The following is a 14,835-nucleotide window of genomic DNA, read 5'->3' on the forward strand; positions in this document are numbered from 1 at the left end:
GGCCAGAAGGCCCTCACCCGTTTCAAGATCGATCAGCCGTGAACCCTGTCACCGTCCGCAACCTCCCAGGGCAGAACGCCTAAGGCAGTGGCCCAGCCGGTGAGGACGCGGTCGACCGGTTCGTCGCCGTGCAGCCAGGGCTTGCCCTCGGGGACCAGGACGCTCCACTCCCGGCCGGGGGGGCGTGCGAGGGGCCTGCGACTCATGGGGCGACATGGGCCCAGATCAGGCGTATTTACCCCTTGCCGATCCTGCCGGATCACCAGAACGGGTGTCTTGACTTCGCGAATCCACGATATATCGTGTCTATTGGAAGACGCGATATGGCGTGTTGCGTCCCGTCCCGTTCTAGGAGGTCAGCACCATGTCCGAGTGGTCCGTCGCAGAGCCGAGGAAGCTCACGTTCGACGAACCGGTGACGGCTCTCCATGTGCGCATCGTCAATGGAACGGTGAACGTCGTGGGGATCGACGAAGGTTCCACACGCCTGGAGGTCTCCTCGATAGAGGGGCCACCCCTGGTGGTGACGCAGAAGGACGGCACCCTGACGGTGGCGTACGAGGACCTGCCCTGGAAGGGCTTCCTCAAGTGGCTCGACCGCAAGGGCTGGCGTCGCAGCGCGGTGGTCTCCCTGGCGATTCCGGCGCGCACTCCCGTGGAGGTGGGCGTGGTCAGCGCCACCGCCGTGATCTCCGGGGTCGACGGGCGTGCGGTCGTGAAGGGCATCTCCGGCGACACGACACTTGTGGGGCTCTCCGGCCCGGTGCGAGCGGACACGGTGTCCGGGAACGTCGAGGCGCAGGCCCTCACCGGCGACCTCCGTCTCAACTCCGTCTCCGGCGACCTCACCGTCATCGAGGGTTCGAGCGCCTCCGTACGGGCCGAGTCGGTCAGCGGTGCCCTCATCGTCGACCTCGACGCGTCCGGCCGGCCCAGCGACGTCAGCCTGACCAGCATCTCGGGTGAGATCGCCATCCGCCTCCCCCACCCGGCGGACGCGGAGGTCGAGGTGGACACGGCGAGCGGCGCCGTCTCCAGCGCCTTCGAGGACCTCCGGGTCAGCGGAATGTGGGGCGCCAAGAAGATCACCGGCAGGCTGGGAGCGGGGAACGGGAGGCTGAAGGCGACGACCCTCTCCGGCTCCATCGCGCTGTTGCGGAGGCCTCCGGCGGAGGACGAGCTGTGGGACGAGGTGGTGGATTCCGCGGAGGGGGCCGACTCCAAGGAGCCAGGACCTGAGGACACGGTCCCTGGCGGGACCGGGACCGGGACCGAGCAGGGCAAGGGCAGGGGTTCGACTCCCGAGGACACCGAGGACGCCACTCCTGGCGGAGCCGGTCCGGGGAGTGCCACGGAACACCCCGGCACCGAAGTCGCCGACAGCCCACCCACCGAGACCGCCGACGGGCCTACCTACACTCCCAACGACGGATCGACCCACCACCCGACCGGCGGATCGCCCGGCGGCCCGACCCACGAGAAGGGGCTCTGACATGGCTCCCGTCTTTGCCCATGGCCGCCTGCGGCTCTACCTGCTGAAGCTGCTGGACGAGGCACCGCGCCACGGGTACGAGGTGATCCGGCTCCTGGAGGAGCGCTTCCAGGGGCTTTACGCACCGTCGGCCGGCACCGTGTACCCCCGGCTGGCCAAGCTGGAGAGCGAGGGCCTGGTCACCCACACCACCGAGGGCGGCCGCAAGGTGTACGCGATCACCGATGCGGGCCGGGCCGAGCTGGCCGACCGCGGGGGCGAACTGGCCGATCTGGAGCTGGAGATCCGCGAATCGGTCGCGGAACTCGCCGCGGAGATCCGTGCCGATGTGCGGGGCGCGGCGGGTGATCTGCGCCGCGAGATGCGGGCGGCGGCGAGCGAGGCACGACGGGGTTCCACCGGGGCGGGGGCCGGCGCCAAGGGGCAGCGGGGCGGCCCCGAGGGGCCCTTCGGGGACTTCACGGACCTCGGGGACAAGGAGGCGTGGCGCGTCGCGAAGGAGGAGATGCGTCGCGTCAAGCAGGAGTGGAAGGAGCAGGCCCGGCGCGCCAAGGACGAGAGCCGACGGGCCCGCGAGGAGGCCCAGCGGGCGCGCCACCAGGCCAAGGAGGCGCAGGAGCGGGCACGGGCCCAGGCCCAGGCGGAGTTCCAGCGGGTCGCCAAGCACGTCCAGGAGCAGGTGCAGGACCACTTCGCGCGGGGCGACTGGCCGACGGGGGTACGCGAGGGGCTCACCGAACTCGCCAAGGAGTTCGGTGAGTTCGGAAAGGACTTCGGCAAGGAGTTCGGGAAGGACTTCGGCTTCGGCCGGCCGGGGTCGACGGGAGCGGCGGGGACGACGGGGGCAGAGGCGGCGGGGGCCGGGGCGAAGGAGCCCGACTACACGGTCACCCCGGAGGACTTCCCCGCCGACTACGAACCCGCCTGGGCCCACGAGGACTCCACGGGCGACCCCGCCCGCGACCTGGACCGGCTCCTCGACCGCTTCCGCGACGACATCCGCGACACGGCCCGCGACTACGGGGTGACGGAGGAGCAACTGCGCGACGCCCGCCGCCGCTTGTCCACAGCGGCGGCGCACATAGCGGCCTCACTGAGGAAGCCCAAGGCCTGAGCGGGGGACGGGGGAGGCGGCTTCGGGGTCCGGCATACGGCCTCGGGGTCCGGCGTACGGCGTCCGGCGTCCGGCGTCCGGCCTCGGCAACTTCCGGGCGCTCGCCCTGAAGTGAGGCGGGCGCCCCCGCCTCGCCGCTCCGGCCCCCGCAGGCGTCCTCAGCCCTCCCCCAACAGCTCTCCGCCCGCCCTCAGTCCACCGTCACGTTCAGCCTGCCTTCGCCTCTCCCCCGCCGTACAGCACCCGCCGCAGCGACGCGTAGGTCACCCCGTGGTCGGCCAGGACCTCGGCGGGGACGCCGGGGCGGGCGGTGAGGGCAAGGAGGAGGTGCTGGTCGCCGATGCGCCGGTCCCGCTGAGCGAGGGCGATACGCAGAGACTCCGTCAGGAGGTCCTTGGCGCCCCGGGTGAACGGACGATGTCCGCCGACGAACCCGGACAACCACCCCTTCCCGCGCCCACCGCTCTTCCCCTCGGCCTCCAACGCCCCCTCGCCATGGGCGTCTTCGACCCGGGAGACGATCTCCGAGACATCGATGCCCAGCCCGGACAGCGCGTCCGTGTCGGCCCGGGACAGCCCGCCCCGGCGCCGCGCCTCCGCCAGGGCCCGCTCGACGGACTCCCTGCGCCCTGCGAGCCCCAGCGACGCCAGGGCAAACGACGCACGGCTGCCCTCTCGGTCGAGCAGGGCCAGCAGCAGGTGCTGTTCCTCGACCGTCCCCGCGCCCAGCCGCTCGGCATGGCCGACCGCGCCGAGTACCGCCGCGCGAGCGTCCTTGGTGAACCGTTCGAACATCACTGCCTCCCGTACTTCTTGTGCACGGCCTGCCTGCTGACACCCAACTCCGCGGCGATCTCCTGCCACGACCAACCCTGATTGCGCGCGCTGCGTACCTGCACCGCTTCGAGCTGCTCCACCAGTCGCCGCAACGCGGAGACTGCCCGCAGCCCGATCCGCGGATCGCGGTCGCCCGCGCGTTCGGCGAGATCCGTTGCTTCGGTCATGACGTCAACTTAAGTTGACGCACCCGTCAATGTCAACCACGGTTGACATCGGTGGGTGCGTGAGGGGCAGGCCCAGCAGGTCAAGGCGCCCGGGAGGTCAGGGCGCTGTCAGAACGACCTTGCCGAAGAGGTCGCCGGAGGCCACCTTCTCGAAGCCCTCGCGGGCGCGGTCGAGCGGCAGGACCGAGTCGATCACCGGGCGGACATCGGTCGCGGCACAGAAGGCCAGCAGGTCCTCCAACTCGTCCTTCGTGCCCATCGTGGAGCCGACGATCTTGAGTTCGAGGAAGAAGACGCGGGTCAGTTCGGCGTGCGAGGGGCGGTCGCCGCTCGTGGCACCCGAGATGACCAGGGTGCCGCCGGGCTTGAGGGACTTGACGGAGTGGGACCAGGTGGCGGCGCCGACCGTCTCGATCACGGCGTCCACGCGCTGCGGCAGCCTGGCGCCGGACTCGACGGCCTCCACCGCGCCCAGTTCGACGGCCCGCTTGCGCTTCGCCTCGTCACGGCTGGTGGCGAAGACACGCAGGCCCGCCGCCCTGCCCAGCACGATCGCGGCGGTGGCGACACCGCCTCCGGCGCCCTGGACGAGGACCGAGTCGCCGGGGCGTACGCCCGCGTTGGTGAAGAGCATGCGGTACGCCGTCAGCCAGGCCGTGGGCAGACAGGCGGCCTCCTCGAAGGAGAGCTCCTTCGGCTTCGGCAGGACGTTCCAGGCGGGCACGGTCACCTGCTCGGCGAACGTTCCCTGGTATCGCTCGGTGAGGATGGAGCGCGGCTCCTTCGGTCCGACGCCGTGTCCTGTCTGGCCGATGACGGAGTGCAGTACGACCTCGTTGCCGTCCTCGTCGATGCCGGCGGCGTCGCAGCCGAGGATCATCGGCAGCTTGTCCTCCGCGAGGCCCACGCCGCGTAGCGACCACAGGTCGTGGTGGTTCAGGGAGGCGGCCCTGACGTTCACGGTCGTCCAGCCGGGGCGGGCCTCGGGGGTGGGCCGGTCCCCCAACTCGAGTCCGTTCAGCGGCTGGTCACGGTCGATACGAGCAGCGTAGGCAGCGAACATGTCCCCGACCCTAGGCTTCGCCCCGCCCCGACGGAACCACCGCCTTCTGTGACCTGAGCCTCCGGCGGTTGGGCGGTTGTTTGTCTGCGGGTTCGGTGGGGGCTGGTCGCGCAGTTCCCCGCGCCCCTGGGTTGGTGGGTGGTGGGGTCGGTGCCGCGACGGGGTATCCGATCGCCGCTCTGGGATATTCGGTCATGGCATGTTGCCGCGGCGATCGGACACCCCGACACGACCCCTCACGCCGGAGAGCCGAGTGCGGGAGGGTGGGGCCTGCGCTGCAGACCCCACCCGGCCGTTGTCTTTTGTCTTTTAGGGGCGCGGGGAACTGCGCACCCAGCCCCCACCGGCCCGCAGTGATCACACCACCCCAAGCCCCCCGGTCTTTGTCTTTTAAGGGGCGCGGGGAACTGCGCGACAAGCCCCCACCGGGCCCGCACCCTACAAACCACCCCAAGCCACCCCAGTCCTTTAGGGGCGCGGGGAACGGCGCGACCAGCCACGACGGACCCGCAGACGAACACCACCCCCCGCCGGAGGCAAACCACCCACCCAGCCGCACCGCAAGGTAAAAAATCGGGTCCCGCCCACCAGGACGGGACCCGAAAAGGGGAACCGGCGACCAACGACCGGCAAGGGCTCAGCGCCGAGCGACACCCTCCGCCCGAGCCGCCGCCGCAACCGCCGCGGTAACCGCCGGAGCAACCCGCTCATCGAACGGCGACGGAATCACGTAGTCCGCGGCAAGGTCGTCCCCGACGACCGCAGCCAACGCCTCCGCCGCCGCGATCTTCATCCCCTCGGTGATCCGAGAGGCCCGCACCTGAAGCGCCCCGGCGAAGATCCCGGGAAACGCCAGCACGTTGTTGATCTGGTTCGGATAGTCGGAACGCCCGGTGGCGACGACGGCCGCGTACTTGTGGGCGACATCCGGATGCACCTCAGGATTCGGGTTCGCCATCGCGAACACGAACGCGCCCTCCGCCATGGAAGCGACGGCAGGCTCCGGCACCGTACCGCCGGACACCCCGATGAACACGTCGGCCCCGGCGAGCGCGGACTCCAGCGACCCCGAAAGCCCCGCCTTGTTGGTCAGAGTGGCAAGCTCCCGCTTGACCGGGGTCAGATCGTCCCGGTCGGCCGACACGATCCCCTTGCGGTCCGCGACAGCGACATCCCCGAGCCCCGCCTCCAGCAGGAACTTCGCGATGGCGACCCCGGCCGCACCGGCGCCGGAGATCACCGCACGCAGCTCCCCCAGCGTCCGCCCGGTCAGCCGCGCGGCGTTCCGCAGGGCCGCCAGCGTGACGACAGCGGTCCCGTGCTGGTCGTCGTGGAAGACGGGAATGTCCAGCCGCTCCTGCAGCCGCCGCTCGATCTCGAAGCACCGGGGCGCCGAGATGTCCTCCAGGTTCACGCCCCCGAAGGACGGCGCCAGCCGCACCACGGTCTCGATGATCTCGTCGACCCCCGTGCAGTCGAGCGCGATCGGCACCGCGTCCACGCCGCCGAACTGCTTGAAGAGGATGGCCTTCCCCTCCATCACGGGAAGGGAGGCCTCGGGACCGATGTCCCCCAGCCCCAGAACCGCCGTCCCGTCCGTCACCACGGCGACCACGGACGACTTCCACGTGTAGTCGTGGACGAGCTCGGGCCGCTCCGCGATGGCGCTGCAGACCTTCGCGACACCGGGCGTGTACGCCAGGGACAGGTCGTCCTTGTCACGGACGGGCACCGTGGCCTGCACGGCCATCTTGCCGCCGCGGTGCAGCGCGAACGCCGGGTCGAACGAGTCGAAGGAATCGAGGGGCGCGCCCCCGCCCTCCTGATCCGTACCGCGGCCCGTACTGCTGTCGCTGCGAGGATTGACGATCTCCGCTGCCACTTTGTTTTACCCCTTAAGTCTTAAACGGTTGAGGGTGTCCACTCCTGGTGAGGCGTGGGCGGGCACCGCATATGTCCCTGATGACTCTCACGTACGGGTACGTACGGGTACATACGCGACGGGCGCGTCGCACACGCGCCCTGAGCCCCGGATGAGGGGTGTAAGGAACCTTCTTACCGGACGGACGGCACCGCGGACGAGTCCATAACGCGAAGGTCACATGTCGACCGGCGAAGGTCACACCCTGACCAGCGGGAGGCCGTATACCGGAGAGCGAAGGTCACATACCGGTGACAGGACAGCCGACCGAATGTGCCGAACGCGCCCAATATGCGAGCGGATCGCCGATACGCCCCTGATGCGGCGCAAGTGCGGAGAAGCGGTCGCTCCAGTTGCGGGATCCACCGAAGATTTTCCGGTCGTAACAGGCATTTCCCGCACAAGATCCGGTCTTGATGTACCGAACTGGCCCGGTTCGGGGGTCACCCGTTATCCGATTTTGACATGGCGGGCACCCTGAAGGCGTAAGTCCGAATGGCAAGATGCCGTCATCACACGAGGTCGCGACACCCGATGGTGTGTGTTCTCGTCGACCCATCGGCTCCTGCCGACCCATCGGCAACTCCACCCACCCGCCGGAGGAACCCACCATGACCGCACGCTCCACCCGTCGTACCACCGCCGCGCAGTCCCGAATAACCGCGGTCGGTGCGATCGCGGTCGCCGGCGCCCTGCTGCTCGCCGGCTGCGGTGACCAGACCGACGACAGCGACGGCGGCTCGGACACCACGGAGACCAGCGCGGCCCCGCTGGCCGACCAGCTGCCCAAGGCCGTCCGCGACAAGGGCGTCATCAAGGTCGGCTCGGACATCGCGTACGCGCCGGTCGAGTTCAAGGACGACTCGGGCAAGACCGTCGGCATCGACCCGGACCTCGCCGACGCGATGGGCAAGCAGCTCGGCGTGAAGTTCGAGTTCGAGAACGGCACGTTCGACACCCTGCTCACCGGTCTGCGCTCCAAGCGGTACGACATCGCGATGTCGGCGATGACCGACACCAAGGACCGCCAGGAGGGCATCGACGCGGACACCGGCAAGAAGGTCGGCGAGGGCGTCGACTTCGTCGACTACTTCACCGCCGGTGTCTCGATCTACACCAAGAAGGGCGCCGACCAGGGCATCAAGACCTGGGAGGACCTCTGCGGCAAGAAGATCGTGGTCCAGCGCAACACCGTCTCGCACGACCTGGCCAAGGCCCAGGCCAAGGAGTGCCCGGCCGGCAAGAAGCTCGGCATCGAGGCCTTCGACAACGACCAGCAGGCCCAGACCCGGCTGCGCTCCGGCGGCGCCGACGCCGGTTCCTCGGACTTCCCGGTCGCGGCGTACGCGGCGAAGACCTCCGGCGGCGGCAAGGACTTCGAGGTCGTCGGCGAGCAGGTCGAGGCCGCCCCGTACGGCATCGCGATCGACAAGTCGAACGCCGAGCTGCGGGACGCCCTGAAGGCCGCGCTCGACGCGATCATCAAGAACGGCGAGTACGAGAAGATCATCGCGAAGTGGGGCGTCGAGGCCGGCGCCGTCAAGGAAGCCACCGTCAACGGTGGCAAGTGACCGCGTTTCCCAGCGGCGCTGAAAGGCATCATCCGTGACTGTTGACATCGACAAGACGGCCGGCCCCGAGGACACTCCCCCGGCCGGACCGGAGGCCATCAAGGCCATCCCGGTCCGGCACTACGGGCGGTACGTCTCGGCCGTCATCGCGATCGCGATCTTCGTCTCGATCATCTACGCGTTCGCTCAGGGCAAGATCAACTGGGGTGCCGTACCGGACTACTTCTTCGACGACCGCATCATCAAGGGCGTCGGGCAGACCATGCTCCTGACGGTCCTCTCGATGGTGATCGGCATCGCGGGCGGCATCCTCCTCGCGGTGATGCGCCTGTCGAAGAACCCGGTGACCTCGTCGATCGCCTGGTTCTACATCTGGTTCTTCCGCGGCACCCCGGTCCTGGTCCAGCTCGTCGTCTGGTTCAACCTGGGACTGGTCTTCCAGTACATCAACCTCGGTCCGATCTACAAGGACTACTGGTCGAGCTTCATGACGCCGTTGCTCACGGCGCTGCTGGGGCTCGGCCTGAACGAGGCCGCGTACATGGCGGAGATCTGCCGCGCCGGCCTCCTCTCGGTCGACGAGGGCCAGACCGAGGCCTCGCACGCCCTGGGCATGAGCCACCAGAAGACCCTGCGCCGGATCGTGATCCCGCAGGCGATGCGCGTGATCGTGCCCCCCACGGGCAACGAGGTCATCAACATGCTCAAGACGACCTCGCTGGTGTCGGTGGTGCAGTTCTCCGAACTGTTCCGGTACGCCCAGGACATCGGGCAGTCCTCGGGCGCACCGGTGGAGATGTACTTCCTGGCCGCCGCCTGGTACCTGGTCCTGACCTCGGTGCTCAGCGTCGGGCAGTACTACATCGAGCGGTACTACTCGCGCGGTTCGAGCCGTACGCTCCCGGACACGCCGTTCCAGAAGATCAAGGCGAACATGCTGTCCCTCGCGAGCTGGAGGCGCTGACCCATGAGCACGGCAATGGTCAAGGCCGAAGGCGTCCACAAGTCCTTCGGCCACGTCGAGGTCCTCAAGGGCATCGACCTGGAAGTGAAGTCCGGCGAGGTCTTCTGCCTCATCGGCCCGTCCGGCTCCGGCAAGTCGACGTTCCTGCGGTGCATCAACCACCTGGAGAAGGTCAGCGCCGGGCGCCTGTACGTCGACGGGGAGCTGGTCGGCTACCGCCAGAAGGGCGCCAAGCTGTACGAGTTGAAGGACAGCGAGGTCGCGCTGAAGCGACGGGACATCGGCATGGTCTTCCAGCGCTTCAACCTGTTCCCGCACATGACGGCGCTCGAGAACATCATCGAGGCGCCGGTGCAGGTCAAGGGCGTCAACAGGGCCCAGGCGCGGGAGCGCGCGACGCAGCTCCTTGAGCGGGTCGGCCTCGCCGACAAGGCGGGCACCTACCCGTCCCAGCTGTCCGGCGGCCAGCAGCAGCGGGTCGCCATCGCGCGGGCCCTCGCGATGGACCCGAAGCTGATGCTCTTCGACGAGCCCACCTCGGCGCTCGACCCCGAGCTCGTCGGTGATGTCCTGGACGTCATGCGCGACCTCGCCGAGTCCGGCATGACGATGGTCGTCGTCACCCACGAGATGGGCTTCGCCCGCGAGGTCGGCGACAGCCTCGTCTTCATGGACGACGGCGTGGTCGTCGAGTCGGGCCACCCGCGCGACGTCCTCACGAACCCCCAGCACGAGCGCACCCGGTCGTTCCTGTCCAAGGTCCTCTAGCGGACTCTGGGAGCGCGCACGAAAGGGGCGGTACGGGACTCCCGTACCGCCCCTTCGGCCTCTCGGCCTACTCGGCCAGCCCGCCTACTTCAGGGCCAGCACCAGCGCGTCCGACGGTGAGCGCCACACCGGGCGGGCCTCGGCGAAACCCTGCTCACGCAGCACGCGCGCGTGCCACTCGGCGGACGGGGTGTCGCCGTCGGCGTGCTCGCCGTAGATCTCGAAGCGGCGGGCGGTGGGCCCGGCGAGCACCGGGTCCTTGGCGGCGAGCTGCCACCACTCGGACCAGTCGAGGACACCGGCCGCCTTGGCGCGATCCATGTGCGCGTGCCGCTGCGCGCGCTCCGCCGCGTTGATCCGCGGGGTGAACTCGTCGATCATGTGGTCCGCGTTCATGAACACGCCACCGTCGCGGACGAGTTCCGCGACCTGACCGTAGAGGGCCGCGAGGGGTTCGCTGTGCAGCCAGTGGAGGGCGGTCGCGGTGAGGACGGCGTCGTACGAGTCGTACGGCAGCAACGTCGGCCAGTCCGGGTCCTTGAGGTCGGCCGTCACGAACGTGACCCGGTCGTCGTCCGCGAAGGTGCCCTCGGCGATCGTCAGGAGCGCGGGGTCGAGGTCGACACCGGTACTGACCGCCTTCGGGAACCTTTCGAGCAGCCTGGCCGTGATACTTCCCGTACCGCACGCGAGGTCCAGGACTCGCGGCTCCGGGCCCACCAGGGCCTCGACCATGTCGAGCATGACCCGGAAGCGCTCCTCACGATCGGGGAGGTACCACTCCTGCTGCCGGTCCCAGCTCTCCTGCCACGCCTGCCAGTCGGCTCCGACGGTGGTCGTCATGGAAGCCCCTCTCTTCCCCAGTGTGTAATACCCTGAGAGCACGGTTAGTCATTACTCTCCCGCCACCAGACCATAGAGCGCCACCGTAAGGACTACAAGTGGAACTGGCCTATTACTCGGATTACGCCGTACGCCTCGTCAACAGCGAGGAGCCGGCCCGGGACAAGGACTCGCTCACCTCGGTCGAAGCCATCCACGATCTCTTCGGCGGCAACGAGGGGGTGGCCCGGCGGGCCACGGACGCGGACGTGACACGCTTCCGGGGCGTACGGGCCAGGCTGCGCGCCGTCTTCGAGGCGGCGGACGGCGGCGACGAGACGCTCGCCGTGGACCTGCTGAACTCACTCCTCCTGGAGTTCCCGGTGAGCCCGCAGATCTCGGGGCACGACCACCGGGACGACAACGGTCGCCCGCTGTGGCACATGCACCTGGCGGACCATCCCTCGAACGCCACGGCGGGCTACGCGGCCATCGCCGCGATGGGCCTGGCCTTCCACCTCACCGAGTACGGCGTGGACCGCCTGGGTCTGTGCGAGGCGGCGCCGTGCCGCAACGCCTACCTCGACACCTCGACGAACCGCTCACGCCGCTACTGCTCGGACCGCTGCGCGACCCGGGCGAACGTGGCCGCCTACCGCGCCCGGAAGCGCCTTGAGGCGGACCGGTCGGACAGCACGGGCCGGGCGGCGGACAGCGCCCAGCGCGCGAGTGCCAACGGCGATCGCTGATCCTTCTTGAGCGGCCGGTACCGGAACCACACCTTCGCCAGGACGAGTTCCTCGGGCACGGTCCCGTAGTCGGTACTGTCCCCGCCGGCGTACGCGTTGTCGCCGAGCACCCACCAGCCGCCTTCCCGGCGTTCGGCCGCGCGCTTGACGACCAGCAGGTCCTGCTGGAACGGATGCCGGAGAACGACCACGTCCCCGGGCCTGATCCGCGCCCCGTACTGCACGAGGAGCCAGTCCCCGTGGTGCAGCGTGGGCACCATCGACGGCCCTGTCACCTCCGCCCTCCCGAAGGGCGGGACAGTCCTCCCGCGCTCGGTCTCCTGCGACAGCTCCGGCATCACCGGCACCTCCCCGGTCCTATCCTCCACGAGTCCCAGTCTCACCCCGGACTTTTGTCCTAAGCCCATGGGGGCACTCGCGAAAACCCGTCCCTCACGGAGTAATGTCGCACGTGAGAAGACGATCACGAGGAAGGACAGCTCAATGCTCTCCCGCCTGTTTGCCCCCAAGGTGAAGGTCAGCGCACACTGCGACCTGCCCTGCGGTGTGTACGACCCTGCCCAGGCCCGCATCGAGGCGGAGTCGGTGAAGGCCGTACAGGAAAAGATGGCCGCCAACGACGACGCGCACTTCCAGGCTCGCGCCACCGTCATCAAGGAGCAGCGCGCCGAGCTCGCCAAGCACCACGTGTCGGTGCTGTGGAGCGACTACTTCAAGCCCCCGCACTTCGAGAAGTACCCGGAGCTGCACCAGCTGGTCAACGACGCCCTCAAGGCCCTCTCGGCCGCGAAGGCTTCGACCGACCCGGCCACGGGCCAGAAGGCGCTGGACTACATCGCCCAGATCGACAAGATCTTCTGGGAGACCAAGAAGGCTTGATCCAGGGTACGTTCGCCACGACCGGCGGGCGGTGCACCCTCGCAGGTCAGCGAGCAACCGAAGGGGCTCGGCCGATCAACGGCCGGGCCCTTTCGGCCTTTCCGGAGCCCCTGGGGTGGGTCGGGTCCCCGCGACCCGAGGGCGCGCGAACTTCGCGCACGCCCCGAGAATCGCCACTACACCCTCGCATAACGCGCACATGGCGCATGATGCTCCTTTCGCACAGCGATCCCAGGGGGAACCATGCGCACCCGCACCGCCACCGCGGCACTCGTCACTGCCGGGTTACTCGCACTGATCGGCTGCGGCAGCGGCGTCGACACGGCCGGCACCGCCGACACGGCAGTCGACAAGCCGACGGCCGTCCAGGACGCCGACGACACCTCCGCCTCCGCCGGCGACAAGGCCGAGCCCGGCGGCACCGACGCCGAGACGGCCGGCCTGCCCAACATGGTGGGCAAGGGTCTCCAGTCCGCACAGGACCAGGCGCAGGAGGCCGGGTTCTACGGGCTCACCTCGCACGACGCGCTCGGCCGTGGCCGTATGCAGGCCTTCGACCGGAACTGGAAGGTGTGCGGCCAGGTTCCGCGGGCCGGCGAGCACCCCACCGACACGGAGGTCGACTTCGCCGCGGTGAAGCTCGAAGAGGACTGCCCCGCCAAGGACGCGGGCGAGCCCGAGCAGGCCGGGGCCACGATGCCCGACTTCGAGGGCAAGTCCGTCAAGGCCGCCCGCCAGGCCCTCGACAGCGGCACCGGCATCACCGTGCACGACGCCTCCGGACAGGACCGGTTCGTGCTCATGGAGTCGAACTGGCAGGTCTGTTCCCAGGAACCGGCCGCCGGCTCCACGCTGGACGGCCGGCCGGTGACGTTGGACGCCGTGAAGTTCGAGGAGTCCTGCTGACCGACACCCACGGACCGACCCGACTCGGCCACAGCTGCGCGGCCGGGCTTTCGAAAGCCCGGAGGTGATCGCGCCGGACCACCTCACCGAACCGCCCCATTCGGCGGCGCCGGCTCAGGTGCACCGGTACTCGCCGAGGCCGCCCGGGCCGACGATCGAGCTCTTGTCAGTGGGCCGTGGGATGCTGGGCGGATGATGCCGGAGGACCTGGTGCGGTTGCGCAGGGCACGCGACCGGATGGACCGTGAGTACGCCGAGCCGCTGGACGTGCCCGCGCTCGCGCGGACGGCGCTGATGTCGCCCGGCCACTTCCAGCGCAGCTTCCGGGCGGCCTTCGGCGAGACGCCGTACAGCTATCTCATGACGCGCCGCATCGAGCGGGCGAAGGCCCTGCTGCGGAGGGGCGACCTGAGCGTGACGGAGGTCTGCTTCGCGGTGGGGTGTACGTCGCTGGGCTCGTTCAGTTCCCGCTTCACCGAGCTGGTCGGCGAGACACCGAGCGCGTACCGGGCGCGGCCGCACGAGCAGGGGGCGGCGATCCCGGCGTGCGTGGCGAAGATGTACTCGCGACCGGTGCGCGGACGGCAGGCCGAACCCTTGGTCTGAAGTGGTCTGAAGTCGTCTGACGCCGGTCGCTTCGGTCTGACCTACGATCGCCGGATGAGTGAGGATGTCGTGGGTGCGGGTCCGATCCGCTGGATGTATGCCTTTGTCGACCGGCCCGTCGAGGGGTTCGGCCGCGCCTGTGACTTCTGGACGACGATCACGGACACCCGGCTGTCTCCCTTCAGGGGCGAGCTGGACGAGTTCGTGACGCTGCTGCCGGACGGGGCCGACCCGTGCGTGAAGGCGCAGGGCATCGCGGCCGGCGACGGCGGCGCGCATCTCGACCTCGCGGTCGAGGACGTCCCCGAGCTGGTGGCGTCGGCGCTGCGGCTCGGCGCCACGCTGGTGTCCGACCACGGCAGCTGGGCCGTGCTGCGCTCGCCCGGCGGCCAGTTGTTCTGCGCGGTCCCGTGGCACGGCGAGTCGGCCCGGCCTCCGGTGGCCAAGGCCCCCGACGGCACGACGAGCCGCCTGGACCAGGTGAGCATCGACCTGGCTCCGAACGCGTACGACTCCGAGGTCGCGTTCTGGACGGACCTCACCGGCTGGGCGTCGCACACCGGCGCGCTCCCCGAGTTCCATCTGGTGAAGCCGCCTGCCGGGCTCCCCCTCCGAATCCTGCTCCAGCGTCTCGGCGAGGACCGCCCCACCGCCGCCCATCTCGACCTGGCCTGCTCGGACATCGACGCCACCCGCGCCCGGCACGAGAAGCTGGGCGCCGCGTTCGTGAGCCGCGGCGCACGCTGGGTGGTCATGCGGGACCCGGTGGGCGGCACGTACTGCCTGACGGGCCGGGACCCGGAGACCGGCAGCCTGCCCACGGGCTAGCAGCCTGCCCACGGCCAGGGGGCTTCCGGCAAGGGGTGCTTCCAGCTAGGGGACGTCTGCGGACAACAGCGGGGCGGGAGCTTGCTGTGGCCCCCGGATGACCGGCGCCTGCGGCTCCGCCGAGTCCTGGAACGACAGGGTGAGGACG

17 protein-coding genes are annotated in these 14,835 nt (G+C 69.6%); 10 read left to right on the plus strand and 7 right to left on the minus strand.

The window, feature by feature from the left end; all coding sequences use genetic code 11:
- Window positions 1-32: 32 nt before the first annotated feature.
- Window positions 33-206 (minus strand): hypothetical protein, encoded by a 174-nt coding sequence (locus AB0I18_RS11940; RefSeq protein WP_363105342.1) that lies wholly within the window; start codon window positions 204-206, stop codon window positions 33-35.
- A 158-nt stretch (window positions 207-364) separates the two neighbouring features.
- Here AB0I18_RS11940 and AB0I18_RS11945 point away from each other — a divergent pair, with 158 nt between their 5' ends.
- Window positions 365-1,492 carry a hypothetical protein gene (locus AB0I18_RS11945; RefSeq protein ID WP_363105291.1) on the plus strand — a complete coding sequence of 376 codons (1,128 nt, stop codon included), beginning with the start codon at window positions 365-367 and terminating at the stop codon, window positions 1,490-1,492.
- Window position 1,493: 1 nt separating this feature from the next.
- Window positions 1,494-2,606 (plus strand): helix-turn-helix transcriptional regulator, encoded by a 1,113-nt coding sequence (locus tag AB0I18_RS11950; protein WP_363105292.1) that lies wholly within the window; start codon window positions 1,494-1,496, stop codon window positions 2,604-2,606.
- A gap of 207 nt (window positions 2,607-2,813) precedes the next feature.
- Here AB0I18_RS11950 and AB0I18_RS11955 read toward each other — a convergent pair whose 3' ends face one another.
- From AB0I18_RS11955 to AB0I18_RS11970, 4 genes are all read right to left on the minus strand, one after another.
- Window positions 2,814-3,401 (minus strand): Clp protease N-terminal domain-containing protein, encoded by a 588-nt coding sequence (locus tag AB0I18_RS11955; protein WP_363105293.1) that lies wholly within the window; start codon window positions 3,399-3,401, stop codon window positions 2,814-2,816.
- Window positions 3,401-3,610: a helix-turn-helix domain-containing protein gene (locus AB0I18_RS11960; protein WP_033282107.1), complete on the minus strand. Its 210-nt coding sequence runs from the start codon at window positions 3,608-3,610 to the stop codon at window positions 3,401-3,403. Before AB0I18_RS11960 ends, AB0I18_RS11955 begins: the two co-directional genes overlap by 1 nt.
- A 97-nt stretch (window positions 3,611-3,707) precedes the next feature.
- A complete protein-coding gene (locus tag AB0I18_RS11965) occupies window positions 3,708-4,673 on the minus strand; it encodes a zinc-binding dehydrogenase (protein WP_363105294.1) in 966 nt (321 codons plus the stop codon).
- Between the two features lie 637 nt (window positions 4,674-5,310).
- Complete coding sequence (locus tag AB0I18_RS11970; RefSeq protein ID WP_363105295.1) at window positions 5,311-6,555, minus strand: NADP-dependent malic enzyme; 1,245 nt, start codon at window positions 6,553-6,555, stop codon at window positions 5,311-5,313.
- Window positions 6,556-7,205: 650 nt separating this feature from the next.
- Between AB0I18_RS11970 and AB0I18_RS11975 the strand changes: the two genes are divergently transcribed.
- The 3 genes from AB0I18_RS11975 to AB0I18_RS11985 are packed head-to-tail and all read left to right on the plus strand — an operon-like array spanning window position 7,206 to window position 9,897.
- Window positions 7,206-8,165, plus strand: coding sequence for an ABC transporter substrate-binding protein (locus AB0I18_RS11975; RefSeq protein ID WP_363105296.1), 960 nt, complete (start codon window positions 7,206-7,208; stop codon window positions 8,163-8,165).
- Window positions 8,166-8,199: 34 nt separating this feature from the next.
- Window positions 8,200-9,129, plus strand: a complete 930-nt coding sequence (locus tag AB0I18_RS11980; RefSeq protein WP_363105297.1) for an amino acid ABC transporter permease — start codon at window positions 8,200-8,202, stop codon at window positions 9,127-9,129.
- A 15-nt stretch (window positions 9,130-9,144) separates the two neighbouring features.
- Entirely contained in the window at window positions 9,145-9,897 is a 753-nt protein-coding gene (locus AB0I18_RS11985; RefSeq protein WP_363105339.1) for an amino acid ABC transporter ATP-binding protein, read from the plus strand.
- A gap of 84 nt (window positions 9,898-9,981) precedes the next feature.
- Here the strand turns inward: AB0I18_RS11985 and AB0I18_RS11990 are convergent, their stop codons facing one another.
- Complete coding sequence (locus tag AB0I18_RS11990) at window positions 9,982-10,740, minus strand: class I SAM-dependent methyltransferase (protein ID WP_363105298.1); 759 nt, start codon at window positions 10,738-10,740, stop codon at window positions 9,982-9,984.
- Between the two features lie 98 nt (window positions 10,741-10,838).
- On the opposite strand from AB0I18_RS11990, the gene AB0I18_RS11995 reads away from it, so the two are divergent.
- Entirely contained in the window at window positions 10,839-11,468 is a 630-nt protein-coding gene (locus AB0I18_RS11995) for a CGNR zinc finger domain-containing protein (protein WP_363105299.1), read from the plus strand.
- Here the strand turns inward: AB0I18_RS11995 and sodX are convergent.
- Window positions 11,372-11,806, minus strand: coding sequence for a nickel-type superoxide dismutase maturation protease (gene sodX, locus AB0I18_RS12000; RefSeq protein ID WP_363105340.1), 435 nt, complete (start codon window positions 11,804-11,806; stop codon window positions 11,372-11,374). The two genes, AB0I18_RS11995 and sodX, sit on opposite strands and share 97 nt — an antisense overlap.
- Before the next feature lie 145 nt (window positions 11,807-11,951).
- Here sodX and sodN point away from each other — a divergent pair, with 145 nt between their 5' ends.
- The 4 genes from sodN to AB0I18_RS12020 all read left to right on the plus strand — a co-directional run bounded on the left by sodN (window position 11,952) and on the right by AB0I18_RS12020 (window position 14,687).
- Entirely contained in the window at window positions 11,952-12,347 is a 396-nt protein-coding gene (gene sodN / locus AB0I18_RS12005) for a superoxide dismutase, Ni (protein ID WP_030790542.1), read from the plus strand.
- Between the two features lie 243 nt (window positions 12,348-12,590).
- Window positions 12,591-13,253 (plus strand): PASTA domain-containing protein, encoded by a 663-nt coding sequence (locus tag AB0I18_RS12010; protein ID WP_363105300.1) that lies wholly within the window; start codon window positions 12,591-12,593, stop codon window positions 13,251-13,253.
- Window positions 13,254-13,445: 192 nt separating this feature from the next.
- Complete coding sequence (locus AB0I18_RS12015; RefSeq protein WP_363105301.1) at window positions 13,446-13,859, plus strand: helix-turn-helix transcriptional regulator; 414 nt, start codon at window positions 13,446-13,448, stop codon at window positions 13,857-13,859.
- A gap of 54 nt (window positions 13,860-13,913) precedes the next feature.
- Complete coding sequence (locus AB0I18_RS12020; protein ID WP_363105302.1) at window positions 13,914-14,687, plus strand: VOC family protein; 774 nt, start codon at window positions 13,914-13,916, stop codon at window positions 14,685-14,687.
- The last annotated feature ends 148 nt before the right edge of the window (window positions 14,688-14,835 follow it).

It is taken from the genome of Streptomyces sp. NPDC050704 (assembly GCF_040654355.1).
Classification (GTDB): domain Bacteria; phylum Actinomycetota; class Actinomycetes; order Streptomycetales; family Streptomycetaceae; genus Streptomyces.